At 75.2% G+C, this 25,104-nt stretch carries 21 protein-coding genes and 1 pseudogene; 14 read left to right on the plus strand and 8 right to left on the minus strand.

The features are described 5' to 3' along the window. Positions 1 to 252: 252 nt before the first annotated feature. From ACQP10_RS26635 to ACQP10_RS26655, 5 genes and pseudogenes are all read left to right on the plus strand, one after another. A complete protein-coding gene (locus tag ACQP10_RS26635) occupies positions 253 to 1,110 on the plus strand; it encodes a polysaccharide deacetylase family protein (RefSeq protein ID WP_389996865.1) in 858 nt (285 codons plus the stop codon). Between the two features lie 370 nt (positions 1,111 to 1,480). Next, positions 1,481 to 2,917: a cytochrome ubiquinol oxidase subunit I gene (locus ACQP10_RS26640; RefSeq protein WP_346022925.1), complete on the plus strand. Its 1,437-nt coding sequence runs from the start codon at positions 1,481 to 1,483 to the stop codon at positions 2,915 to 2,917. A 13-nt stretch (positions 2,918 to 2,930) separates the two neighbouring features. Continuing rightward, positions 2,931 to 3,449 (plus strand): annotated as a pseudogene (cydB, locus tag ACQP10_RS26645) (cytochrome d ubiquinol oxidase subunit II); the annotation flags it as partial. A gap of 142 nt (positions 3,450 to 3,591) precedes the next feature. After that, positions 3,592 to 3,885 carry a cytochrome d ubiquinol oxidase subunit II gene (locus tag ACQP10_RS26650; RefSeq protein ID WP_433541946.1) on the plus strand — a complete coding sequence of 98 codons (294 nt, stop codon included), beginning with the start codon at positions 3,592 to 3,594 and terminating at the stop codon, positions 3,883 to 3,885. 253 nt (positions 3,886 to 4,138) lie between these two features. Next, entirely contained in the window at positions 4,139 to 5,518 is a 1,380-nt protein-coding gene (locus ACQP10_RS26655; protein ID WP_433539942.1) for an MFS transporter, read from the plus strand. A gap of 127 nt (positions 5,519 to 5,645) precedes the next feature. On the opposite strand, the gene cutA is transcribed toward ACQP10_RS26655, so the two are convergent. The 6 genes from cutA to ACQP10_RS26685 form a co-directional block, all read right to left on the minus strand. Further along, on the minus strand, positions 5,646 to 8,033 hold the full coding sequence (gene cutA, locus ACQP10_RS26660; RefSeq protein ID WP_433539943.1) for an aerobic carbon-monoxide dehydrogenase large subunit: 2,388 nt from the start codon (positions 8,031 to 8,033) through the stop codon (positions 5,646 to 5,648). Further along, a complete protein-coding gene (locus ACQP10_RS26665) occupies positions 8,030 to 8,518 on the minus strand; it encodes a (2Fe-2S)-binding protein (protein WP_433539944.1) in 489 nt (162 codons plus the stop codon). Before ACQP10_RS26665 ends, cutA begins: the two co-directional genes overlap by 4 nt. A 122-nt stretch (positions 8,519 to 8,640) precedes the next feature. Then, positions 8,641 to 9,510, minus strand: a complete 870-nt coding sequence (locus ACQP10_RS26670; protein WP_346022930.1) for an FAD binding domain-containing protein — start codon at positions 9,508 to 9,510, stop codon at positions 8,641 to 8,643. Between the two features lie 196 nt (positions 9,511 to 9,706). Beyond that, entirely contained in the window at positions 9,707 to 11,092 is a 1,386-nt protein-coding gene (locus ACQP10_RS26675; protein ID WP_179827119.1) for a uracil-xanthine permease family protein, read from the minus strand. Positions 11,093 to 11,297: 205 nt separating this feature from the next. Then, on the minus strand, positions 11,298 to 11,516 hold the full coding sequence (locus tag ACQP10_RS26680) for an RNA-binding S4 domain-containing protein (RefSeq protein WP_189245287.1): 219 nt from the start codon (positions 11,514 to 11,516) through the stop codon (positions 11,298 to 11,300). A 10-nt stretch (positions 11,517 to 11,526) separates the two neighbouring features. Continuing rightward, positions 11,527 to 13,092 (minus strand): PucR family transcriptional regulator, encoded by a 1,566-nt coding sequence (locus ACQP10_RS26685; RefSeq protein ID WP_179827115.1) that lies wholly within the window; start codon positions 13,090 to 13,092, stop codon positions 11,527 to 11,529. A gap of 137 nt (positions 13,093 to 13,229) precedes the next feature. Between ACQP10_RS26685 and ACQP10_RS26690 the strand changes: the two genes are divergently transcribed. The 8 genes from ACQP10_RS26690 to ACQP10_RS26725 all read left to right on the plus strand — a co-directional run bounded on the left by ACQP10_RS26690 (position 13,230) and on the right by ACQP10_RS26725 (position 21,114). Beyond that, on the plus strand, positions 13,230 to 14,150 hold the full coding sequence (locus ACQP10_RS26690) for a DUF2877 domain-containing protein (protein ID WP_433539945.1): 921 nt from the start codon (positions 13,230 to 13,232) through the stop codon (positions 14,148 to 14,150). Continuing rightward, positions 14,147 to 15,103, plus strand: coding sequence for a hypothetical protein (locus tag ACQP10_RS26695; RefSeq protein ID WP_433539946.1), 957 nt, complete (start codon positions 14,147 to 14,149; stop codon positions 15,101 to 15,103). Before ACQP10_RS26690 ends, ACQP10_RS26695 begins: the two co-directional genes overlap by 4 nt. Beyond that, on the plus strand, positions 15,031 to 15,741 hold the full coding sequence (locus ACQP10_RS26700) for a hypothetical protein (RefSeq protein ID WP_433539947.1): 711 nt from the start codon (positions 15,031 to 15,033) through the stop codon (positions 15,739 to 15,741). Before ACQP10_RS26695 ends, ACQP10_RS26700 begins: the two co-directional genes overlap by 73 nt. Before the next feature lie 94 nt (positions 15,742 to 15,835). Next, a complete protein-coding gene (locus ACQP10_RS26705) occupies positions 15,836 to 17,239 on the plus strand; it encodes a DUF1116 domain-containing protein (protein ID WP_433541947.1) in 1,404 nt (467 codons plus the stop codon). Between the two features lie 223 nt (positions 17,240 to 17,462). Continuing rightward, entirely contained in the window at positions 17,463 to 19,022 is a 1,560-nt protein-coding gene (locus tag ACQP10_RS26710; protein ID WP_433539948.1) for a serine/threonine-protein kinase, read from the plus strand. A gap of 8 nt (positions 19,023 to 19,030) precedes the next feature. Further along, positions 19,031 to 19,633, plus strand: a complete 603-nt coding sequence (locus ACQP10_RS26715; RefSeq protein WP_433539949.1) for a hypothetical protein — start codon at positions 19,031 to 19,033, stop codon at positions 19,631 to 19,633. Positions 19,634 to 19,828: 195 nt separating this feature from the next. Continuing rightward, a complete protein-coding gene (locus ACQP10_RS26720; RefSeq protein WP_433539950.1) occupies positions 19,829 to 20,629 on the plus strand; it encodes a hypothetical protein in 801 nt (266 codons plus the stop codon). After that, positions 20,548 to 21,114 (plus strand): MFS transporter, encoded by a 567-nt coding sequence (locus ACQP10_RS26725; RefSeq protein ID WP_433541948.1) that lies wholly within the window; start codon positions 20,548 to 20,550, stop codon positions 21,112 to 21,114. The genes ACQP10_RS26720 and ACQP10_RS26725 overlap by 82 nt, the downstream gene beginning before the upstream one ends. 161 nt (positions 21,115 to 21,275) lie before the next feature. Here ACQP10_RS26725 and ACQP10_RS26730 read toward each other — a convergent pair whose 3' ends face one another. Continuing rightward, entirely contained in the window at positions 21,276 to 22,724 is a 1,449-nt protein-coding gene (locus ACQP10_RS26730) for a bifunctional 3'-5' exonuclease/DNA polymerase (protein WP_433541949.1), read from the minus strand. Between the two features lie 292 nt (positions 22,725 to 23,016). Then, positions 23,017 to 24,525, minus strand: coding sequence for a metallophosphoesterase family protein (locus tag ACQP10_RS26735; protein WP_433539951.1), 1,509 nt, complete (start codon positions 24,523 to 24,525; stop codon positions 23,017 to 23,019). Positions 24,526 to 24,584: 59 nt separating this feature from the next. Between ACQP10_RS26735 and ACQP10_RS26740 the strand changes: the two genes are divergently transcribed. Beyond that, positions 24,585 to 25,076, plus strand: coding sequence for an MSMEG_6728 family protein (locus ACQP10_RS26740; RefSeq protein WP_346022937.1), 492 nt, complete (start codon positions 24,585 to 24,587; stop codon positions 25,074 to 25,076). Positions 25,077 to 25,104: the final 28 nt, after the last annotated feature.

Consider the following 25,104-nt stretch of genomic DNA (forward strand, 5'->3'; position numbering starts at 1 on the left):
AGGCGGGAACGGCCGGTGGCGAACCTCCCGGTAACCGCAGGTATTACCCCTCCTGACATGGGAAGACGCTGATGCCCCGGCCCGGAATGGGTCAGGAGATCCCAACATCGCCGGACTCTCCGCCGGCTACGGCCGGCCCTTCCGGGAGACGTAGTCCCTCATTTCCGATAAATGCCTCATATGGCTATTTCTGTGACGACCGGTCCCCGGCCCCTGGCAGGATGGTGCGCCATGGCATCGGGGAGATCATGGATGGCCGGGGCGGCGGTCGCGCTCGCGGTCGTGACGGCGAGCACGGGCTGCGGCCAGGAGAACACGGGCGCGGGCGGCGGCGCGGCGGGCGACCGGGAGAGCGCCGCCCGCGCCTCCTCCCCCGCCGGGTCCGCCTCGCCGTCCCCCTCCGGGCCGCCCGGGGCGCTGCCCGGGCCGGGCGAGGTGGACCGGATCCCCACGCCCGCCGACGGGCTGCCGCCGGTGATCAGCTCCATCCCGACCAAGCGGAAGGTCGTCTTCCTCACCATCGACGACGGCTGGGAGCAGGACCCCGGGTTCCTGGCGCAGGTCCGCGAGCAGCGGATCCCGATCGCGGCCTTCGTCACCCGCGACGCCGTCGAGGCCAGGGGCGCGACCGACCCGACCGCCCAGGGAGGCAGATACCTCGGCGCCGGGAAGTGGGACTACGTGCGCGACCTGCGTGAGGCGGGGGCGACGATCGAGGACCACACGCTGACCCATCCCAACATGCCCACGCTCGGCTACGAGCGGCAGAAGGCGGAGATCTGCGACACCGCCAAGCTGGTCCGCCGGCACGTCGGCGAGGCGCCCAGGCTGTTCCGCCCGCCGTTCGGCAGCTTCAACACCCTGACGCGCAGGGCGGCCAAGGCGTGCGGCATGGACGCGCTGCTGCTCTGGACGGCGACCGTGCAGCCGGGCGGGAAGATCGCCTACCAGGTGCCGGACAAGAAGCTCCGCCCCGGCGACGTGCTGCTGCTGCACTTCCGGCCGAACCTGTCCCGCGACTTCCGCGTCCTGGTCAGGAAGATCCAGCGCCGGGGCTTCGAGCTCGGCAACCTCCACGCCTACCTGGAGGCCGCGGGCCGCAGGCCCTGATCCCCCCGGGGTCCACCGACCGGTGTACCCGGAAGTCCCCCGGGCGGCTGACGCGCCGCCCGCCCCCGCGGCGTCAGCATGGACCCGGCGCGTCCTCGGGGCCCTGCGGCCCGGGGCGCGTCCGGCGGAACGGGGCAGCGGTCCCGTCCCGCCGGGCCGCCGGGGAACGGTTCCCCGGCGTCACGCAGGGGACGACCGGCGCCGCGGGCCGGAGGGGGCGATCTCGGCCCGGTCCGGAGTGCGGTCCGGGCCGGGCCATGTGACGAAGATCGCATCAGCTCGCGGCGTCGGCGCCCTTCCTTGCTCTACAGCTTGTAGTACTACTAGGGGTAGCACTACGGCTTGTAGAGCTTTGACCCGTGAGGGGAAGATGGACGCACTGGACCTGGCGCGGTGGCAGTTCGGAATCACCACCGTCTACCACTTTCTTTTCGTACCCCTGACCATCGGCCTGGGTGTCTTCGTGGCCGGTCTGCAGACCGCCTGGCACCGCACCGGTCAGGAGCGCTACCTGACGCTCACCAAGTTCTTCGGGAAGCTCTTCCTGATCAACTTCGCGATGGGCGTGGTGACCGGCATCGTGCAGGAGTTCCAGTTCGGGATGAACTGGAGCGAGTACTCCGTCTTCGTCGGCGACGTCTTCGGCGCCCCGCTGGCGCTGGAGGCGCTGCTGGCGTTCTTCCTGGAGTCGACGTTCCTGGGCCTGTGGATCTTCGGGTGGGACCGGCTTCCCAAGCGCGTCCATCTCGCCACCCTCTGGGCGGCGGTGATCGGCTCCAACCTCTCTGCCTACTTCATCCTCGCCGCCAACGCCTGGATGAAGCACCCGGTCGGTTACGAGGTGGTCGGCGGCCGGGCCCGCATGACGGACCTGTGGGCCGTTCTCACCAACCCCACCGCCCTCGCCCAGGTGCCCCACGTGGTCGGCGCGGCGTTCATCGTCGCCGGCGGGTTCGTGCTGGCCGTCTGCGGCTACCGCATCCTGCGCGAGCGGCGCCTCGACCCCGACCGCACCGTCCCCGTACGGCGCGGCCGGGAGAGCATGTGGCGCACGCCGATGCGCGCCGCGCTGGTCATGACGGCGGTCGCCGGCGTCGTCGTCGCCCTCACCGGCGACACGTCCGCCAAGCTCCTGAACGAGCAGCAGCCGATGAAGCTGGCCGCCGCCGAAGGGCTCCGGCACAGCACCGCGGGCGCGCCGTTCTCCCCCGTGCCCGGAGTCGAGCTGCCCAACGTGCTCAGCTTCCTGGCCACCGGCGACGTCGACGCCGTCATCCGGGGCACCGACGACCTGCAGGCCGCCTACGCCCAGCAGTTCGGCCCGGCCGACTACATCCCCAACCTGCCCGTCGTCTACTGGTCCTTCCGCGTGATGATCGTCTTCGGCATGGCGACCGTGGCCCTGTCGGTCCTCGGCCTGTGGCTGACCCGCCGGCGCCGCCGCGACCCGCGCCCGCGCCCGCTGCCCGCCTGGTTCGCCCGCGCCTGCCTGCTGGCCCTGCCGCTGCCGACCCTCGCGATGATCTCCGGCTGGCTGCTCGGCGAGATCGGCCGCCAGCCCTGGGTCGTCCAGGGCGAACTGCTCACCGCCGCGAGCGTCTCCCCCGGCGTCAGCCTCACCGAGGTCGCCATCTCCCTCGCGGTCTTCACGGCCCTGTACGGCGCGCTCGCCCTGGCCGAGGCCGTACTGCTGGTCCGTCACATCAAGGCGGGACCCGAGCCCGCCACCCCCGGTCCCCTCACGCCTCCCTCGCGCGACGGCGACGAGGACCGCACAGCCCTGCTCCAGCCGACCCTGATGTACTGAGCGGACAACGCACATGGAACTGACGACCTTCTGGTTCATCGTCATCGCCTTCCTGTGGACCGGCTTCTTCGTCCTGGAGGGCTTCGACTTCGGCGTCGGCATGCTGTCCCCGGCGCTGTCGCGGAACGAGGCCGAGCGCAGGCAGGTGCTCGGCACCATCGGCCCGGTCTGGGACGGCAACGAGGTGTGGCTGATCACCGCGGTCGGTGCGATGTTCGCCGCGTTCCCCGCCTGGTACGCCGGCCTGCTCAGCGAGTTCTACCTGCCGCTCATGCTGGTCCTGGTCGGGCTGATCGTGCGCGGCGTCGGCCTGGAGTGGCGGGGCAAGGTGCACCACGCCGCGGACCGCCGCTGGTGCGACCTCGGCATCGTGGCCGGCAGCGCGCTCCCCGCCTTCCTGTGGGGCGCCGTCTTCGCCGACCTGCTGCGGGGCAGCGCGATCGCCGCGCTGGTCGGCGGCGTCCTCTCACTCTCGCTGTTCGCCCTGCACGGCGCGGTCTTCGTCGCCCTGAAGACCACCGGCCCGGTGCGGGCCCGCGCCCGCCGCGCCGCGATGGCCGCCTCGGCGGTGGCGCTGCCCGCCGCCGTGGTGGCACTGCCGGGCATCCCCGGCGGGCGCCGGCTGGACCGCGGCGCCGTGGCCGTGGGCGTGCGCGCTGGCCGCGGTCGCCGTCCTGGCCGCGGGGGTCGCGCTGACCTGGCGGGGCAGGGACGGCTGGGCGTTCACCGCCACCGCCTCCGCCATCGTCCTGACCGGCGCCGCGCTGTTCACCACCCTGTCCGCGGCCCCCATGCCGGGCATGACCGTCGCCGAGGCCGCCTCGGGCCCCTACACGCTGGGCATGCTGACCTGGATCGGCCTGATCGCGCTGCCGTTCGTGCTCGGATACCAGGGGTGGACCTACTGGGTGTTCCGCAAGCGACTGGTCGCCGAGGTCTCCCGTCCCGAGGCCCGGGCCGGGGTCTGAGACCCGGGCCTGAGCCCCCCGGCGGGGCCGCCCGGGCCCGGGCGTCCTGACAGCGGGCGGCGCGCCGTCCTCCCCGCCCGCCGCCCCACCGGCCCCGCGCCGGAACACCGTGACCACGGCCGCCATCGCGGCCGTGGTCGTTTCCGTGCCCGCGACGGCCGCCGTTATCACTGTGAGATCTGACATTCTCCGGCCGGTGGAGTTGGGAAACAGAGGCATTGACTTCCAGTGAAAAGATCGCAAACATGCCTCGGTGACCACCCCCAGCCTGTTCCGGCACCGGAACTTCTCGCTCCTGTTCGGAGCGGACACGATCAGCCAGGTCGGCACGCAGGTCAGCAACCTCGCACTGCCACTGGTCGCGGTGCTCGCGCTGCACGCGAGCGCGTTCGAGACCGGCTTGCTGGCCGCCGCGCAGACGGCGGCCTTCCTGCTGGTCGGGCTGCCGGCCGGGGTGTGGGTGGACCGGATGCCGCGCCGGCGGATCCTGGTCTCCGCCGACCTGGTCCGGGCCGTACTGCTGGCCTCGGTGCCGCTCGCCTGGTGGCTCGGCGCGCTGAGCCTGCCCCAGCTGTACATCGTGGCGCTCGGCTCGGGCCTGGCCACGGTCTTCTTCGACGTCGCCTACCAGAGCTACCTGCCGAGCCTGGTCGGCAGGGACCGCCTGATGGACGGCAACGCCAAGCTGGAGATCGTCCGCAACTCGGCGCAGATCGCCGGCCCGGCCGTCGGCGGCGGGCTGATCCAGCTGCTCACCGCGCCGATCGCGGTGGTGCTGGACGCCGTCAGCTTCCTGGGCTCGGCGCTGATGCTGGGGCGGATCGACGCCACCGAGCAGGTGCCGGACCGCAGCGAGCGGCGGGGGCTGCTGAAGGAGATCGGCGAGGGCCTGCGGTACGTGGCCTCCCACCGCATCCTGCGGCTGATCGCCGCCTCCACCGCCCTGGCGAACTTCGCCAACGGCATGATGGCCGCCGTCGAGATGATCTTCCTGACCCGGGTGATCGGCCTGTCCCCCGGCGCGATCGGCGTGCTGTTCTCGGTGGTGTCCGTCGGCGGCCTGACCGGCGCGGCGCTCGTGGGGCCGATGAGCCGCCGGGTCGGCTCGGCCCGGATCATCTGGCTGTCCATCATGGTGACGACGCCGTTCACCGCCCTGGTGCCGCTGACCGAGCCCGGCTGGCGGATCTCGCTGTTCGCGATCGGCGCGTTCGTCCAGTCGATCGGCGTGGTGCTCTACAACGTCGGCCAGGTCACCTTCCGCCAGAGCGTCACCCCCGAGCGCATGCTCGGCCGGATGAACGCCACCATGCGCTTCCTGGTGTGGGGCACGCTGCCCCTCGGCGGCCTGGCCGGCGGTCTGCTGGGCGAGCAGTTCGGCGCCCGCGCCACGCTGTGGGTGGTCGTGGGGATCACCGTGCTGGCGGTGGCGCCGCCGGTGCTCTCCCCGCTGCGCACCATGCGCGACCTGCCACCGGCCCCGGACCCGGACGGGCCCGGGACGGAGGACCAGGCGGCCGGGGAGGCGGCGGCGGAGGTCCCGCTGATCGGAGAGGCGGCGGCCGGGATCCCGGTGACCGAGCGGCCCGTCCCGGCGGACGACCCCGCCTCCGGCCCCGCGGGCGACTCCTGACACCGCTCCCCCGCTCCCGCACCTCTGTCCGCATCCCTGCCCGCGGACCGTACGGCCCGGACGGCGCGAGGCGGGCGGCTCTGACGGCTCGGGCCGTACGGCGCGAGGCGGAACGGTACGGCGCGGCTCAGCCGGCCGCGCGGCGCAGGTCGAACAGCTCCGACGGGGAGATCGGCATCCGGTCGATCCGGATGCCCTCGGCGTCCTCCACCGCCGAGGCGATCACCGCCGACACCGGGATGACCCCGGCCTCCCCGGCGCCCTTGATGCCCAGGGGGTTCAGCGGGGACGGGGTCTGCAGGTGCGCGGTCTCGATCCGCGGCACCTCGGTGACGTAGGGCATCAGGAAGTCCATGAACGAGGCGTTCAGCAGCTGCCCGTGCTCGTCGTAGACCATGCGCTCGTACAGCGCGCCGCCCACTCCCTGGGCGACGCCGCCGTGGATCTGCCCCTCGACGATCATCGGGTTGACCAGGTTGCCGCAGTCGTGGACGACGGCGTAGCGCAGGACGCGGATCTCGGCGGTCAGCGGGTCGGTCTCGACGATCGCCGCGTGCATGCCGGAGGCGAAGGTCGAGCGGACCGGCGAGTAGTAGTCGCGTCCCTCCAGCCCCGGCTCCTCCCCCTCGGCCACCGGCGGCCGGTCGGGGGAAGGCGTCCCGGCGAACTGGGTGGCGCGGGCCGTCTCGGCGTCGAAGGCGTAGCGCAGCGGGTTGGCCAGCACCGCCACCGTGGCCAGCGGCACGGCCACGCCGGGCGTGCCGGCCACCCGGACCTCGCCGTCGACGATCTCCAGGTCGCCCGGGTCGGCCTCCAGCGCGTCGGCGGCGATCCGCAGCGCCTTCTCCCGCACCCTGCGGCAGGCCAGCGCGATCGCGTTGCCGCTCATCACCGCGGCCCGCGAGGCGAACGTGCCGACCGCGTAGCCGAACCTGCGGGTGTCGCCGGTGACCACCGAGACCCGCTCCAGCGGCACGCCCAGCTCGGTCGCGGCGATCTGGGCGAACGCGGTCTCGTGGCCCTGCCCCTGGGAGGTCAGGCCGGTGGAGACGTGCACCCGGCCGTCGGAGGTGATCTGGACGTGGCCGCCCTCGTAGGGGCCGACGCCGGTGCCCTCCACGTAGCAGCCGAGCCCGATGCCGAGCCGCCGCCCCTCGGCCGCGGCGCGGGCCCTGAGCTCGCCGAAGGAGTCCCAGCCGATGAGCTCCTTGAGCATCCGCAGCGACTCGGGGTAGTCGCCGCTGTCGTAGATCAGCGGGCGGCCGTCCTGGAAGGTCAGGCCCTGGTCGTAGGGGAACTCGTCCGGCTGGATGAAGTTGGCCTCGCGCACCGCCGTACGGTCCAGGCCGAGGTGGGCGGCGATGCGGTCCATGGTCCGCTCCATGCAGAAGGCCGCCTGCGGGCGGCCCGCCCCCCGGTACGGCGTGACCTGCACGGTGTTGGTGTAGACGGAGGAGAACTCGACCCGGTAGGCGCCGATCCGGTACGGGCCGGGAAGCTGGGTGGCGGTGATGATCGGCACGATGATCCCGTACGGCGTGTAGGCCCCGTGGTCGTGCAGGATCGTCACGTCCAGGCCCAGCACCCGGCCCGCGTCGTCGAAGCCGACCCGCACGTGCTGCACCTGGGCCCGCTCGTGGGCGGAGGAGACGAAGTGCTCGCGCCGGTCCTCGGTCCACTTGACCTCGCGGCCCAGCAGCATGGCGACCCAGGGGACGAGGACCTCCTCCGGCCACGGATGGACGATCTTGACGCCGAACCCGCCGCCCACGTCGGGGGCGATGACCTCGACCTTGGTCAGCGGCAGGCCCAGCCGGGCCGCGATCGCCATCCGGACGCTGGTGGAGGTCTGGGTGCTGGAGTAGACCCGCAGGGAGCGGTCGTCGGCGTCCCACCGGGCGTAGACCCCGCGGCCCTCCAGCGGCATGGAGGCGCTGCGCTCGATGTCGAGGCGGAAGGACAGGGTGTGCGGGGCGGCGTCGATCGCCTCCCGGGCGCCGAGCCCGGCCGCCGAGGGCACCTCCTGCACCAGGTGCGCGCCGACGTTGCCCGGCACGTCGTCGTGGACGAGCCGGGCCGAGCGCGTCGCCGTCTCCACGCCGACGACGGCCTCGGCGGGCTCGTAGTCGACCCGGATGAGCGCGCAGGCGTCCTCGGCGAGGTAGCGGTCGCGGGCGACGACCATCACGACCGGCTCGCCGACGTGCCGTACGACGTCGCGGGCCAGCGGGCGGGCGGTGCGGCCGTGGGTCAGCGCCGGATGCGGGATGAGCAGCGGCAGCGGCGCGCCGACCTCCTCCGGCAGGTCCTCCCAGGTGTAGATCGCCACCAGTCCCTCGACCTCGATCGCCGCGGAGACGTCGATGTCGAGGATGCGGGCGCGGGCGTGCGGGGAGCGGACGAAGGCCGCCTCCAGCGCGCCCGCGCCGAGGTCGTCCAGGTAGCGGCCCCGCCCGGTGAGCAGGCGCGGGTCCTCGCGGCGCGGCACCGGCTCGCCGAACAGCCTGGTCGTCATGCCTCCTCCGCCCCGGCGATGAGTTCGGCGGCGCGGCGGACGGACCTGACGATGTTCTGGTAGCCCGTGCAGCGGCAGAGGTTGCCGGAGAGCCCCTCCAGCACCTCCTCCTCGCTCGGCGCCGGGTTGTCGCGCAGCAGGGCGGTGACCGTGCACAGGAAGCCCGGGGTGCAGAAGCCGCACTGCAGGCCGTGGCACTCGGCGAAGGCCCGCTGCACCGGCGACGGCTCCCCGCCCGGCCCGGCCAGCCCCTCCACCGTGGTGATCTCGTGGCCGTCGGCGGTGGCGGCCAGCGTCAGGCAGGAACGCACCGGCTCGCCATCCAGCAGCACGGTGCAGCAGCCGCAGACCCCGTGCTCGCACCCGACGTGGGTGCCGGTCAGCCCGAGGTCGTGGCGCAGGCAGTCGGACAGCAGTCGCCTTCCGGGCACCTCGGCCCGCCGGACCACCCCGTTCACGGTCAGTGTGACCGCGATGTTCGTCATCGGCTCACCGCTCCTCACCGCTCGTCGCCGCGTCCGGGCCCCGGCTCACCGTCTCCCGGCCGCCGCGCCGCCCATCCGGCCCGTCGCACCCGTCGCGCCGTCCGCCGGGCCGTACGGCCCGTTCACCGCCTCGTACCCACGTCGCCCGCCGCGGACGCCGCCGCCTCCCGCAGCGCCCGCTCGGCCAGGACGCCGGTCAGGTGCCGCCGGTAGGCGGCGCTCGCGTGGATGTCGTCCTCCGGCTCGACCCGCTCCGCCACGTCCCGCGCCGCCGCGGCCCAGCCGTCCGCGCAGGCGTGGCCGGTGACGTCCACCACGACCGGGGCCGGGCCCGCGCTCACGCACACCACCCGGGCGGCGGTGACGCGCAGGCCCTCGTCCAGGCGGACCAGCGCCGCGACCCCGGCCAGGGCGTAGTCGCCGTGCCGCCGCGCCACCTCGTGGAAGGCGGTGCCGCAACGCGGGCCGAGAGCGGGGAAGAACGCCGAGAGGGCCAGCTCGCCCGGCTCGGCGGCCGACTCCAGGGGGCCGGTGAAGAAACCGGCGGCCGGGACGTCGCGGACCGCGCCGGGCCGGGCCAGCCGTACCGAACCGCCGAGGAGGGCCAGCACCGCGGGCAGCTCGGCGGCGGGGTCGGCGTGCACCAGGCTGCCGACGACCGTGCCCCGGTTGCGGATCACCGGGTGGGCGACCAGCCGCAGCGCCTGGCGCAGCAGCGGCTGGGCGGCGGCCGCCCCGGCCGACCGCTCCACGCGGGCGTGCCTGGCCAGCGCGCCGACCCGCACGCCCCCCGGTTCGACCTCGACCGTGTCCAGCTCGGTGAGCCGGTTGACGTCGACGAGGTGACCGGGGGCGGCCAGCCGCATGTTCAGCAGGGGGATCAGGCTCTGGCCTCCCGCGAGCACCTTGCCCTCCGGCCCGGCCGCGGCCAGGACCTCCATCGCCTCGGCGACGGAACGGGGGGCGTGGTACTCGAACGGGGGCGGCTTCATCCAGGTATCCCCCGCGTCCGCACGTTCGGCCCGGGGCTTCCCGCACCCGGTCGTCCGGCCCGGGACCGGCGGTGTCCAGCCGTCATCCCGGGGTCACTCCCGCCCGGCCGTCCGGCCCGGGACCGGCCATGCCCGGCCGTCATCCCGGGGCCTCTCCCGCCCGGCCGCCCGGCCTGGGACCCGCGGCGCCCGTCCGTCATCCCGATGCCTCCCGGGTCTGCCCGGCCCCCTCCGCCGGGGCCTCCGCGGCCCCGCTCTGCCGGGAGACGACCCGCAGCAGGTGGTAGCCGCCCACGACGACGATGGTGCCCAGGGCGATGCCCTCCAGCGCGAAGTCGGAGCCGAACATCTGCTTGACCGGGCCGATGGCGAGGATGATGCCCGCCCCGATCGGGACCATGTTGATCGGGTTGGAGAAGTCGACGCGGTTCTCGATCCAGATCTTCGCGCCGAGCAGGCCGATCATGCCGTAGAGGATCACCGTGATGCCGCCGAGCACGCCGTTCGGGGTGGCCGCCACCAGCGCGCCGAACTTCGGGCACAGGCCGAAGAGGATCGCGATGACGGCCGCGATGTAGTAGGCGGCCGTGGAGTAGACCCGGGTGGCGGCCATGACGCCGATGTTCTCGGCGTAGGTGGTGGTCGGGGAGCCGCCGAAGGCGGTGGCGACCACGGTGGTGACGCCGTCGGCGGCGATCGCCCGGCCCAGGTAGGGGTCGACGTCGGTGCCGGTCATCTCGCCGACCGCCTTGACGTGGCCGACGTTCTCGGCGATCAGCGCGATCACCGCGGGCAGCACCAGCAGCGCGGCCGAGACCTTGATGTCGGGCAGGTGCATGTTCGGCAGGCCGATCCAGTCGGCGCTCGCCACCGCGTCGAGGTTCACCCGGGGGTGGGTGTCGATCTTCCCGGTCCCGGCGTTGTAGGCGGTGATGTCGCCGAGGACACGGTCGGCCGCCCAGGACAGCACGAAGCCGATGACCAGCCCGAGGAGGATGCCGATCCGCCCGATGAACCCGCGGAACGCCACGATGATCAGAAACGTGACGACCATGGTGATCAGCGCGATCCACTGGTCACTGGGCCAGTAGACGTCGGCGACGACGTAGGCCAGGCCGAACCCGATCAGCATGACGACGCCGCCGGTGACGACCGGCGGGAACACCCGGTGGATGATCTGCACGCCGACGAAGTGGATGGCCAGGCCCACCAGGGCCAGCACCAGGCCGACCAGCAGGATCGCCCCGGTGACGACCGCGTCGCCGGCCGGGGTGTCGCCGCCGTACAGCGCCCGGATGGCCAGCACGCCGCCCACGAACGAGGCGCTGCTGCCGAGGTAGCTGGGGATCTTCCCGCGCACGATGAGCAGGAACATGATCGTCGCCACGCCCGAGAACATGATGGCGACGTTGGGGTCGAGCCCCATGACGAGAGGGAAGACGAACGTGGCGCCGAACATCGCGACGACGTGCTGGGCCCCGAATCCGATCATCCGTGGCCACGAGAGCCGCTCGTCCGGTCGCACCACCTCGCCGGGTGCCAGGTGCCTGCCGTCACCGTGCTTGGTCCAACCTGCAACCATCAAGCCCTACCTTTCACCGGGCCGTCGGTCGGTGGCCGCCCCGTAGGCATCCCTCCCGAATCCCAAGCTGTTCGCTGCGGGCACCTTAGGCCCGCCCTGTCACTTCTCGCACTGGCACGAACTGCCGAAACCGATCATCCCGGTCGGCAGCCGGATCCCGGCCGCCGCCCCACTCCCCCGGCGGGCCCAACGGGCCGTGGCGGCCTTACCGGGCGGCGACCACCCGGATCTCGAAACCCTCGCCGGTCACGACCTGACCCCCGCGGATCTTGCGGGTCTTGCGGGTCTCGACCTCACCGTCGACCATGACGTTCCCCTCGGCGATGAAGTGCTTGGCCTGGCCCCCGGTGTCGGTGACGGCGCAGTACTTCAGCAGGTCGCAGAGCGGAATGTAGTCGGTTTCCAGCTCGAAGGTCTCGTTCACCCTCCAGAGTCTAGATGCCGCGCATCCGCAGGACGTGCAGGGCCAGCGTGAGGTTCAGCCGCAGATGGGCGTCCTCGGTGAAGCCCCCCAGCATGCGCTCCAGCTTGCCGATCCGGTAACGCAGCGTGTTGTAGTGGAAGTGCAGCCTGCGGGCCGTCTCGGCGACGTTGAGGTTGGTCTCCAGCAGCACCTGGAGGGTCCGGCGCAGGTCGGCGTTCTCGGGGTCGTCGTCGGAGGCGAGCGGGCCGAGGGTCTCGCGGACGAAGGCGTGCAGCTCGCCGGTGTCGCCGACCAGCGACAGCAGGCGGTAGACGCCGAGCTGGTCGAAGTGGGCGACCGCGCCGGGACCGTGGAGCTGCCGGCCCACCCGGGCCGCCTTCAACGCCTGGCCGTACGCGTCCGGCAGCCCCTCGACGGCCGGGGCGGTACGGCTGGCGCCCGTGGAGAAGGTCGCGGGCGCGCACTCGGCGAAGGCCGCGGCGGCGTCCTTGGCCAGGCGCGCGACGTCGGCGGCGGCGTCCACGACGGCGACGACCTCGTGGGAGAACCCCGCCACCGCGCCGCGCGGGTCGTGGCGGCGCACCGCCGCGGCCCAGCAGGCCGGCAGGCGGTCCTGGGCGGCGCGCTCGTCGCCGCCGCCGGGGTCGAGCTCGGCCACCAGCACGGTGACCGGGCGCTCCAGCTCCCAGCCGAAGGTCCGGGCGCGCGCCGCGACGCGGGCGGGATCGCCGTCCCGGCCGGTCAGTACGTCGCGCAGGAAGTCGGCGCGGTACTTGCTCTCCACCGCGTTGACCGCCTCCTGCCGGGTCACGACCAGCGCGGCGACCGTGGCGGCACGTTCCAGAATGCCGACGTCGCTGCCGGCGATCGAGCCGACCGGCCCGCAGGCGACGATGCGGCCGTGGTGGTGGCCGCCCGCGACGACGGGGACGGAGGTGCGGCTGCCCTCCGGGGCGCTGCGCAGCGCGGCCAGGTACTCGGCGGGCCCGGCGGCGGCGAGCGTGCGGTCGCCCCGGTCGAGCACGGCCACCGCCACCCCGAGCAGCCCGGCGACCTCCGCCGTCACCTCCCGCAGGCCGCCGCCGGCCAGCACGACCTGCACCAGCGCCCGGTGGGCCTCCTCGGCGCGGGCCAGCACCGCCGCCTGCCGGTTGAGGATGTCGGTGAGGACCTGGTTGAGGATGTCGTCGAACCCGACGCCGTCGGGGAGCCGGATCAGCGGGAACCCCAGGCGGTCGGCCTGCTCCGCCATCTCCGCGGGCAGCCGGTCGAGGTAGCGGCCCGGCTTGACGGCGAGCGCCGCCAGGCCCCGCTCGTCGAGGTCGGCCACCAGCCGGCCGAGCGACTGCGGGGTGTTGCGCAGCGGGTAGCCGGTGGTGAGCAGCAGCTCGTGCGGCTTGACCCAGGCCAGGATGTCGGGGACCTCCATCACGTTGAGCCGCTGCACGATCCGGCCCAGCCCGCGCTCCCCGGCGATCAGCCGCGCCCCGGCCAGCGCGGAGACGCCCAGCACCTCCCCGACCGCGACACCGTGGATGATCGTTCCGGTGCTCGCCGGCCGCACGGGAGGTTCCATGCGCTGATTCTGACCGATGGGACCCCTGTCAGGAAGAGCCAACTCTCCGGCCGAGCGTTGGCATCTTTACCCGTACGGCCCGCCTCACCTGCCGTTCTACGGTCGGCTCGACGGGGGACGGCCGGCGGGGAGGCGGAATGAGCGTCACGGCGTGCCCGAGGGGACCGCGGTCGTCCCCGGTGCGGGCGGACGCCACCGGCGCGGCGAGCGCGGCCCTGCGGCCGGTGCTCGACCGGCCCCGGCGGCCCGCGCGGGTGCTGGCGGTGTTCCCCTCGGCGATCTATCTGGAGGTCCGCGCGGAGCTTGAGCCGCGCGTGGTGGCGGTGACGACCGGCGGGGCCGTCCGGCTGCCCAACGCGCTGGTGACCGCCGGGACACCGCCGCCGGCCGCAGTGGGCGACGAGGCGTGGGTCGGCGACGGCGCGGTGGAGCTGGAACGGCTGCGCCTGCGGGTGCGGCGCTGGTGGGATCCGGCGCCGCCGCCGGACCGGGCCGGGCCGGCGCGGCTGGCCGCCGCGCTGCCGGTGCTGGCCGGGGTGTGCGACCGGTCGCCGCGGCGACCGGGGCTGGAGGGCTCCGACGCCGCCGGGCTGCTGGCCGCCGGGTGCGCGCGGGCCTCGCCGCACGACTGCGTCACGGCCGCCGAACGCCTCGTCGGGCTGGGTCCCGGGCTGACCCCGAGCGGCGACGACGTGCTCGCCGGGACGCTCGTGGCGCTGCGCCACCTGGGGACGGCGGCCGGGGCGCGCCGCGCCGTACGGCTGGCCGACCGGCTGGGCGCGGCGGTCGCCTTCGACGCGCGCGGCCGGACCACCGCGATCTCGGCCACGCTGCTGCACTGCGCCGCGCGGGGCCAGGCGTGCGCGGAGGTGCTGGCCGTCCTCCGGGGTCTGACCGGCGGGTCGCCCCTTGAGCCCGCGCTGGAGCGGCTGCTCCGGCTCGGCCACACCTCCGGGGCCGACCTCGCGTGGGGCCTGCGCATCGGCCTGACCGCCGTCGTCGCGCTCGCCGGGGACGAGGCGAACGGAGCCGCGTGGGCCGGGGGGCGGGGCGGATGAGCGTCGATCTGGTCCGGGTGCGCGCGGGCGCCTACCACGACTCGGTCACCCTGATGCGGGTCAGCCGGACGGCCGCCGACCTGCCCGGCGTCGAGGTCGCCCTGGTGGCGATGGCCACCGGCCTCAACCGCGGCGTCGCCGCCGACCTGGGTTTCGGCCTGCCCGAGGCCGGTCCGGGCGACCTGCTGGTCGCGCTGCGGGGTGAGGACCCGGCCGCCCTGGAGACCGCCGCCGCCGAGCTGGACCGGCTGCTGGCCGGCCTGGCGAGCCGTACGGCGGGCGGCGGGGGCGGTGGCCCGGCGGGCCTGGACGGCCCCGGCGGCTTCGGTGGCTTCGGGGACCCCGGCGGCTTCGGCGGTGCGGCCGGGTTCGCCCCGCGCACGGTCGGCGCCGCCGCCCGCGCCCTCGCCGCGGACCCCGGCCCGGCGCTGGCCCTGGTCTCGGTGCCGGGGCCGTACGCCTTCACCGAGGCGATGGACGCGATCGAGGCCGGCCTGCCGGTGATGATCTTCAGTGACAACGTGCCCGTCGAGCAGGAGGTGCTGCTCAAGCGGCGGGCCGCCGAGCGGGACGTGCTGGTCATGGGGCCCGACTGCGGCACCGCGGTGATCGGCGGGACCGGCCTGGGCTTCGCCAACGTGCTGCGGCCCGGCCCGGTCGGGATGGTCGCCGCCTCCGGCACCGGCGCGCAGCAGGTCGCCTGCCTGCTGGACCTGGCGGGCGTGGGCGTGCGGCACGTGCTCGGCGTGGGCGGCCGGGACCTGTCGGCGGAGGTGGGCGGGCTGTCCACGCTCCGGGCCCTCGCCGCGCTCGACGCCGACCCGGCGACCGAGCTGATCGTCCTGGTCTCCAAGCCCCCGCCCCGGAGGTGGCCCGGACGGTGCGGGACGCCGCCGCCGGGCTCGCCACGCCGGTGGTGTCCGCCCTGCTCGGCCCCGGGAGCGGCGACCTGACCGCGGCGGCCGAGAGCGCCTTGCGCGCGCTCGGGGCGCCGGTCCCCGCCTGGCCCTCCTGGCCCGCCCCGGGACCGGCCGGCCGGAAGGCCGGGGACGGCGGGGCGCGGGAACCGGGCGACGGGACCGGGGAACCGGGCGGTGCGGCGACGGCCCCGCCCGCAACGGCTGAGGCGGGCGGTCCGACCGGCTCCGGCGGGACGGCCCGCCGGAACGGCGCGGCGCTGCACGGCCTGTACGCCGGGGGCACCCTGTGCGCCGAGGCCCGGCTGGTGGCCGGGACCGGGCGGTTCACCGACTTCGGCGACGACGCCTACACCCGCGGCCGGGCACACCCGATGATCGACCCCACGCTGCGGCTGGAGGCCCTGGCCGGCGTGCCGGGCGGTGACGTCGCGCTCCTGGACGTGGTCCTCGGGCACGGCGCCGACCCCGACCCCGCGCGGCGGCTCGCCCCCGCCGTCGCCGCGGCCGTCGCCCGGGGGACGGCGGCGGTGGTGACGCTGGTCGGCACCGAGGGCGACCCGCAGGGGCTCGGCGGCCAGGCTGAGGCGCTGCGCGCGGCCGGGGCGGCGGTGTTCGCCTCCAACGCCCGGGCGGCCCGGCACGCCGCCGCCCTGGCCGCGGGTGCCCGATGACGGCCCGCGAACCCTCCCGGGGACGGCCGGCGACGACCCACCGGCCCGGCGACCGCCTCGCGGGCCGTTCCGCACGCGGAGGTGCCCCGTGACGATGCCCCTGCTCTCCGGAGAGCTCCGGGTGGTCACGGCCGGCGCCGAGCCGCTCGGCGAGGCGCTGGACGCGCAGGCCGTACCGAGGGTCCGGGTGGACTGGCGCCCGCCGATGCCGGGCACCGGCGACGACCTCGCCCGGGTGCTGGCCGACCCGCGCAGGGCCGAGGCCAACGAGGTCGCCGTCGGCCGCCTGGTGTCCGCCCGGCCCCGCCTGGTCACCGTACGGCCGGCGCGCGAGGCGCTGGACCTGCCGCCGGGCACGTTCCTGCACGCCGGGCCGCCGATCACCTGGGAGCGGGCCTCGGGGCCGATGCGCGGCGCGCTCGTCGGGGCGGCGCTGCTGGAGGGACTGGCCGGCGACCCCGAGGAGGCCGGGAGGCTGCTGGCCGCCGGGCGCGTCCGGCTGGAGCCCTGCCACCGCCACCGGACCGTGGGGCCGATGGCGGGGGTGGTCAGCCCGTCGATGTGGATGCTGGAGGTACACGACGCCGAGCACGGCGGCACCGCCTTCTGCTCGCTCAACGAAGGGCTGGGCAAGGTGCTGCGCTACGGCGCCTACGGCCCGGAGGTGCTGCGGCGGCTCACCTGGATGGGCGAGGTCCTGGGACCGGTGCTGCGGGCCGCGCTGGAGCTGACCGGGTCGCTGGACCTCGGGGCGCTGATCGCCCAGGCCCTGCAGATGGGCGACGAGCTGCACAACCGCAACCGCGCCGCCACGTCGCTGCTGGTGCGCGAGCTGGCCGCGGCGATCGTGGACGCCGCGCCGGGCCGGGCGGCCGAGGTGCTGCGCTTCGTGCACGGCAACGACCACTTCTTCCTCAACGCGGGCATGGCGGCCTGCAAGGTGAGCGCCGACGCCGCCCGGGACGTGCCCGGCTCCACCGTGGTCGTGGCGATGGCCCGCAACGGCACCGACTTCGGGATCCAGGTCTCCGGGCTGGGCGACCGCTGGTTCACCGGCCCGGCGGGCGTGCCGGACGGGCTGTACCTCGGCGCGTACGGCCCGGCCGACGCCAACCCCGACATCGGCGACTCCACCATCACCGAGACGGCCGGCCTGGGCGGCTTCGCGATGGCGGCGGCCCCGGCGATCGTCAGGTTCGTCGGCGGCGACGTGCCGGACGCGATGCGGGCCACCCGGTCCATGTACGAGATCACCCTCGCCGAGCACTCGGCCTACCGGATCCCCGTCCTCGGCTTCCGCGGCACGCCGGTGGGCGTCGACGTCGCGCTGGTCGCCCGGACGGGGCTGCTGCCGGCGGTCAACACCGGCATCGCCGGCCGGGTCGCGGGCACCGGGCAGGTGGGCGCCGGTCTGGTGAGCCCGCCCGCGTCGGCCTTCACAACGGCCCTGACAGCCCTCGCCGAGGCGGCCGGACCCGGCGGCGGCCCGGAGCGCTGACTCCGGGGCCGGGCGGACGGCGGCCGGTCCTCCGGTCCGCCGCGGGCCGCGGCGCGTCGTACGACGTCAGCCCGGATGTCCGGGAGGCGGCGGGCCGTGGCGGACGGGCATCGGCGATGCCGTCTGCGAATGGTTCGCCAAACATCAACTTTCATTACTGAATGTAAGGCTTATATCGTGTCCAGCCTCACAGATCAGGCTGCCTGCGGGGGGACTGGAGACGATGACCGATCGCTTGACCGGTGACGCCCCTGCCGGACCCGGCGGCGAGCCTCTCCCGCCGGGTGCGGTCCCGGGGCCGGACAGGCTGATCGGCAGGCGCTACCGGCTGGTGTCGCCGGTGGGCCGCGGCGGCCTGGGCCGGGTGTGGCACGCCTACGACGTTCTGCTCGACCGCGATGTCGCGATCAAGGAGCTGATCCTGCCCCCCGGGCTCGACCCCGCGGGCACGCGGGCCGCCCACCGGCGCATGATCCACGAGGCCCGTTCGGCGGCCCGGCTCAGCCACCCGGGCATCGCCGCCGTCCACGACGTCGCCGAGGAGGACGGCCGCCCCTGGATCGTGATGGAGCTGGTCCGCGGCTGGTCCCTGGAGCAGGCCGTACGGCAGGGCGGGCCGCTGCCGGTGGCGCAGGCCGCCGAGATCGGCGTCCGGGTCCTCGACGCGCTGCGCCACGCCCACGCCGCCGGGATCCTGCACCGCGACGTCAAGCCCGGCAACGTGCTGCTGACCGCCGACCGGGTGGTGCTCACCGACTTCGGCATCGCCGCGCTGGAGGACGACGGCGCCGCCCCGCTGGCCGGGCTGCTGGTGGGCTCGCCCGCCTACGTCCCGCCGGAGCGCCTGACCGGCCGGGCGGCCACCCCCGCCGCCGACCTGTGGGCGTTCGGCGCCACGCTGTACACCGCGGTCGAGGGCCGCCCCCCGTACGAGGGGCCCGACGCGATGACGGTGCTCAACGAGATCCTCTCCGGCGAGCCCGTCCGGCCGGTACGGGCCGGAACGCTGGCCCCGGTCCTGGAGGGGCTGCTGCGCAGGGACCCCGACGGCCGGATGACCGCCGCCGAGGCGGCCCGCCTGCTGGAACAGGCGCTGCCCGGCCCGTCCGGTCCGCCCGGCTCATCCGCTCCGCCCGGCTCGTCCGACCCGTTCGGCCACGACGCCGGGCCGCCCGGTCACGCCGCCGCGCGGGGACCCCTCTCCGCCCCCACCGCGCGGAACCCCCTCCCGGGCCCTCCCGGGCAGGATCCCTTCCCGGCGTCCGCCGCCCGGGACCCCTTCCTGAGCCCTTCCGGGCAGGATCCCTTCCTCACCTCCTCCGAGCGGTTTCCCGCCTCCGGCGCTCAGGCGTCCTTCCCCGCCGACGCCCCGGCGGCCCGCCCCACGGCCCCGCCGGCCCCTTCACCCGGACCGATGCCGTCGCGGATCATCGAGACCCCCTCCGGCCCGGTGCGGGTGCCCTACGACCCGCAGGCCGCGTCCGGACCCGAGACCGCCCCCTTCCCGGGCCCGCCGTCCGGCGGCTCCCCGTCCGGAATGCGCGGCTACGACGCGCTGCGCAGCTCCTCCGCGGACTTCTCCTCCCCCTTTTTCGGAGACCCCCCGCCCGACTCCCCCGCCGGTACGGCCGGCGCCTCCCCGCGACCGCCCGCGGAGAACGCTCCAGCGGCCCGGCCGCCCGCCGGCGCCCCCTGCGCGGCCGGCGGCACGCGGCGCCGGAGGACCCCGGCGCCCCCGGCGCGCGGCGGCGGCGGGAGGGCCGGTCCGGCGGCGGCCGCCTGACACCGCGGATGCTGGCGGCGGGCGGGGCCGTGGCGCTGGTGCTGGTGATCGCCGCGCTGGTCCTGCTGCCGCCCCGCACCTCGGACGCCCCGGCGCCCCCGGCCGCCACCATGAGCCCCGGCTCCTCCGCCGCCTCGGCACCCGCCGACCCGGCGACCCCGGACCGGCCGCGGACCGAGATCCCCGACGGATACCGGCGGCTCAGCGAGGCCGGTGTCGCGGCGGCGCTGCCCAAGGGCTGGGCCGCCAAGCCGGGCGACGGCGGCGGCGCCGTGTTCACCGGCCCCAGGAACAGCGGGCGGAGCGTCACCGTCACCCCCGTCCCGGTGACCGACCCGATGACCGCGCTGCGCCGCGCCGACCGGAACGGCCTGGACGAGTACACCGAGATCGGCCTCTCCCGGGTGCCCTACCGCGACTGGAAGGCCGCCGACCTGGAGTACACCTACGCGGTGTCCGGCGGCGCCGTGCCCATGCACGGGCTCACCCGGTACGTCACGGTGGACGACGCGACCGCCTACCGGATCACGTTCGCCGTGCAGGATCTCGACTGGGGGAAGAGCGCGGCGTTCCGGCAGGTCTTCCTCGACACCTTCACCCCGAACGCCTGACCGGCCGCCCCGTCCGCGCACCCGGGGGCTGGCATGGCGGACCGGTATGGATCGCGTCGTAGACCGCCCCGTCCGCGCACCCGGCGGGGACCGGAATACCGCTTCAAATGGTGTCATGAGTGATGGCAGACTTCACTGGTGACGCGCACCCCCTCATCCATCCCAGAAAAAGACGATATTTCCCCTGAAAGCCGGATGAACATCGCGGCGGTGCAGCGGCGGACCCTCGCGGTGCTGTCCATCGCGCAGATCACCGGCGGGGTCGGGGTCGCCGTCGGCACGGCCCTCAGCTCGCTGGTGGTCGCCAAGCTGTCCGGCTCGGTGGCGATCAGCGGCCTGGCCGGGACCTCCAGCGTGCTCGGCGCCGCGCTGCTGGCCCTGCCCACCGCCGGCGCCGCGAACCGGGGTGGCCGCCGGGCCGGGCTGACCCTGGCCTACGCCTGCGCGGTGCTCGGCTGCCTGGTGGCGCTGCTCGCCATCGCCACGCGCGTGTGGCCCCTGCTCCTCGCCGGCCTGGTGCTGTTCGGCGGCGGCAGCGCGGGCAACCTCGCCTCCCGCTACTCCGCGACCGACCTGTCGGCCCCCGGCCACTCGGCCCGGCACCTGGCGTGGGTCGTGTGGGCCGCCACCATCGGCTCGGTCACCGGCCCCAACCTGGCCGAACCCGCCGAACACCTCGGCCGCCGGCTCGGCCTGGCCCCCGACGCCGGCCCCTTCGCGCTCTCCCTGCTGGCGTTCGCGCTCGCGCTGGCCGTCGTGCTGGTGGCGCTGCGGCCCGACCCGCTGCTGCTGGCCCGCGCGACCTCCCAGGGCTCCCCGGCTCCGGCCGCTTCCGGCTCCCCGCCGCCCCCGCGCCGGTCCCGGCCGCTGCCCGGAGCCGGAGCCGGGGCGGGCTGCGCGCCGGCTGGCGGGCCCTGCGCGAGAGCCCCGCCGCCTCCCGGGCGCTCGTGGCGATCGCGGTCGCCCACACCGCGATGGTGTCGGTCATGTCCATGACCCCGGTGCACCTCGACCACGCCGGCGCCGGCTACCGGACCATCGGCGTCGTGCTCAGCGTGCACATCGCCGGCATGTTCGTCCTGTCGCCTGCGGTCGGCTGGCTGGCCGACCGGATCGGCCGGACCCGCGTGCTCGTCCTCGGCATGGGCGTCCTCCTGGCCGCCGCCCTCCTCGCGGGCGGGGCCGGGCCGCACGACATCGGCCGGGTGACCGCCGGGCTCGGCCTGCTCGGCGTCGGCTGGTCCTGCGGCCTGATCGCGGGCTCGGCGATGCTCACCGAGGCCGTGCCGCTGGAGCGCCGCCCCGCCGTGCAGGGCCTGTCGGACCTGCTGATGAACGTCTGCGGCGCGGGCGGCACGATCCTCGCCGGGCTGATCGTGAGCGGCCTGTCCTACGGCACGCTCGGCACCGCCACGGCGGTCATGGTGACCGTCACCGCCGCCTGGCTGGCCCTCACCACCCGGCCCGCGCGCACCGCCTGACCCCCTGGCTCCCCGTACGGGCACCGGCCATCGGCGCCCGTACGGCCCCGGCACCGGCGGCAGGGGGATGAGGCGCGCCACGTTCCGGCCGTCGGCGCCCGTACGGCCCCGGCCCCGAACCGGCGAGCCGCCGCACGGCCCACGCGGCGCCGCGCCCGTCGTCACTTCGCGTCGGCGTAGCAGCGCACCGCGACCGCCTGCATCGGGAAGCGCACCGGCGTCGCACCGAACAGCAGGCGCGTCGCCTCCCCGGCCGCCCGGCCCACCGCCGCGACGACCTCCTCGGCCAGCTCGGCCGGGCAGTGCACCATCACCTCGTCGTGCTGGAAGAACACCAGCCGCGCCGGGTCCGGCAGCAGCCCGCGCAGCACCGCCAGCAGCGACAGCGCCCACTCCGCCGCGGTCGCCTGGACCACGAAGTTGCGGGTGAACCGGCCCCGGTCGCGCGCCGCGCGCCTGCCCTCCGGGCCCGAGACCAGCTCCTTCCAGCGCGCCGACGGCGGCGGGCAGGTGCGGCCGAGCCAGGACCTCACCAGCCGCCCCTCCTCGCCGCTGCGCGCCGCCTCCTCGACGAACCGGTACGCCTGCGGGAAGCGCTGCCGCATCACGGCCAGCAGCGTGGGGGCGTCGCCGCTGGTCCCGCCGTACATGGCCGACAGCATGGCGATCTTCGCGTGGGCGCGGTCGCCGCCGAACGCCCCCGCCAGAGCCTGGTACAGGTCGACCTCCCCGGCCGCGCGGGCCAGCCCGCCGTCCCCGGCCATCGCGGCCAGCACCCGCGGCTCCAGCTGCGCCGCGTCGGCCACGACGAGCATCCAGCCCTCGTCGGCCACCACCACCCGGCGCATCACCTTGGGGATCTGCAGCGCCCCGCCGCCGCTGGTGGCCCACCTGCCCGACACGACGCCGCCGACGACGTACTCCGGCCGGAAGCGGTCGTCGCGCACCCACTGGTCGGCCCAGACCCAGCCGTGGAAGCTGTGGATCCGCGCCAGCTCCTTGTAGGCGAGCAGCGGCGCGACCCCGGGGTGGTCGACCTTCCTGATCTCGTGGGCCCGGGTGGAGGCCACCGGCACCCCCGCCGCCTTGAAGGCCCGGATGATCTGCTGCGGGGAGTCGGGGTTGAACGGCGTGCCGAAGGCCGCCGACACCTGATCGGCCAGCGCCTGCAGCTTCGCCGGGCGCATGCCGTGCACCGGGCGCGGGCCGAGCAGCTCGGCCAGCAGCGCGTCGTGCGCGTCGCGCCGCCATGGCATGCCGTCGCGGCTCATCTCCTCGGCGATCAGCGCCCCGGCCGACTCGGCCGCGGCCAGCAACCGGAACCGGTGCGGGTCGGCGGTGGCCTCGATCCGCCGGAGCTGGTCGGCGAGGACCTCGGCCACCGGCCCGGCGTCCGGCGCGGGCGGCTCCTCCTCGAACAGCGCGGCCTGACGCGCCCGCTCCCCGCCGGGCGCCTGGTGGTCGTCGTCGGGCACCGGCAGGCCGTGCAGCCGGGCGTGCGCCGCCGCGGCCGAGCGGGGCTCGCCGTACCGCCCCTCGTATCCCAGCAGCAGGCCCTCGGTCAGCGCCAGGTCGTGGCAGCGGCCCACCCGCACCCCGGCGTCGAGCAGGGCGGGGTAGACCGCGCGGGTGTCGGCCCAGACCCAGCGCGGCCGCCCGCCCGCCGCGCCCGGAGGCGCCCCCGCCCGGCTCCCGGCCCCGGGACGGCCCGCGCCCCTGGCTCCGGCGCGCCCGGAACGGCCCGCGCCCCGGACCCCGTCTCAAGCTCCCGGACGGCCGCCGCCAGGTCGGCGACGGTCCGCGCCTCGCCCCCGGCGGGCAGCAGGACGCCACCGCTCCCCGGACCGGCCGCCACTGCCACGTGCATGAGGTCAGCCTCCCACGCCGCCCCGACACTTTCGCTCAGGCGAGCGGTATCACCACCTCGTCCTCGAGCGGGGGTTCGAGTTCCTGCTCCAGGCAGCCGGTCGCGGCGAAGCACCGGATCGTCAGGGCCTCCGGGGTCACCGAGACGTGCAGGAAGCTCTTGAAGAACGGCGGGGTGTCCCAGTCGGACAGCTCTGACAGGTAGCGGTGGAACGTCCGGCCCACCGGCAGCCGGAACGGCATCGGCAGGCCGCCGAGGACCCGCGCCGCCCACCTCATCCGCGCCGTGACGGGCACGGGCGGGACGTCCCGGACGGGGGCGACGCCGATCCGCCGCGACATCACCGCCGCGCTCTCGGCCGGCGTGAGGTAGAGCCAGCGCATCCGCAGCCGTTCGCTGTAGAGCCTGCTGTAGAACGACAGCGAGTCGCCGCGCAGCGGGTAGCAGCGGTAGTCGTCCTCGCTGACGCCGCCCACCGTGACCCTGGGGATCGTGTGGGTGGCGTGCATGAACGCCCCGGAGCCGCCGGCCACGATGTACTGGATCGTCCGGCCGCCCCTGCTGACCGGGAAACGCTGGTAGTTGTGCACGTCCCCGCCGATCGCGGCGACGTAGTTGTGCGCGGGGTCGGCGACGATGTCGTCGATCGTGCCGCCCCCCTCCAGCGCCGACGGCCTGTACTCGTCGCGGACGTAGACGGGCTTGCCGGTGATCAGCATCTTGGGCCGCGGGTCCCGCGAGACCTCGCGCAGCCACCGCGCCTGCCCGGCGTCCAGCGCGCCGCGGATCCCGGTGTCCACCCCCACGATGAGCAGCGAGGGGGTCTCCAGCGCCCAGTACGGCCCGGGCTGCACGGCCCGCTGGCCGGGCTCGGACCGGCGCTCGCGCGCCCGCTCCAGCGCCGCCTCGTCGATCACGTCCGGCTTGCGCCACAGCAGGCCCCGCAGCCCGGAGGGCGACAGCCGGAAGCCCTGCCGCTCGGCCTTCAGCGCCGGAGCCTCGCAGAAGACGCGCATGAAACCGCCGAGCCCGTCGTACCAGTCATGGTTGCCGGGCACGGCGTAGATCGGCGCGGGGTAGTCCTGGTACGGGCGGAAGAACTTGACGTCGTAGTCGTTGCCCGACCCGGCGGGGTAGATCACGTCGCTGGCGATGACGGCGAAGGAGGTGCCCTGCCCGATCTTCAGCACCCCCGGGACGACCGCGTACTGCGAGGCGTCCCCCTCCCCCGTGTCCCCCAGGACCAGGAAGGAGAACTCCGGGCCGACGTCCACCGGGATCCGCATGGCCGGATCCGCGCCCCGTTCCCGCTGGGCGGCCACCCAGCGGGCGCGCACCTCGCCGGACGGGTCCCCGAACAGGGCCGCCAGGACCTCGTTCCTCGACCGCCACAGGGCGCGCGGGTTCAGCCAGGAGAAGCTCTCCCGGCCGGGGAGCATGTCCCGGAACGTACCCACCCGGGCGCACGACCAGCCCGCGCCCTCCTCCGACACCCGGGAGGAGCCGTCACGTCCGCGTCTCGCGGCCCGACCGATATCGACCATGACCATATTTTGACGTTGATCTCGGACATGCGCAGGGTTAAGCGGGTACGGGAGCCGCGATGCAGACCTTCCTCCCCTACCCCGACTTCGCCGCCACCGCACGGGTCCTCGACCCCCTGCGGCTCGGCAAGCAGCGGGTGGAGACCATCCAGGTGCTGCGCGCGCTGACCGTCCCGGGGTACGGCTGGCGCCACCACCCGGCGGTGCGGATGTGGACCGGGTACGAGGAGGCGCTGGTCAGGTACGGCCTGGAGGTCTGCGAGCGGTGGTGCGCCGGGGGCCGGGCCGACACCTGCGCGGACACGCTGACGCGGGAGCTGTCCGGCCTCCTCGGCGTCGCCGCGCCCCGCTCCCAGGCGGAACTCGCCGCCGCCGGGGAACTGCCGCCCTGGCTGGGCGACCCGGAACTGCATCTCAGTCACCGGTCGGCGCTGCTGCGCAAGTCCCCGGAGTTCTACCGCCCGATCTTCGGCGACGAGCCGGACGGCCTGCCCTACGTCTGGCCGCTCTCCGACCGGCCACGGCGTCCGCCGTCCGGTGGATCGGGGTGACCGGTCCTCGGCGGGGGATCGTTCTCGT

It is taken from the genome of Streptosporangium sandarakinum, from assembly GCF_050942225.1.
Classification (GTDB): domain Bacteria; phylum Actinomycetota; class Actinomycetes; order Streptosporangiales; family Streptosporangiaceae; genus Streptosporangium; species Streptosporangium nondiastaticum.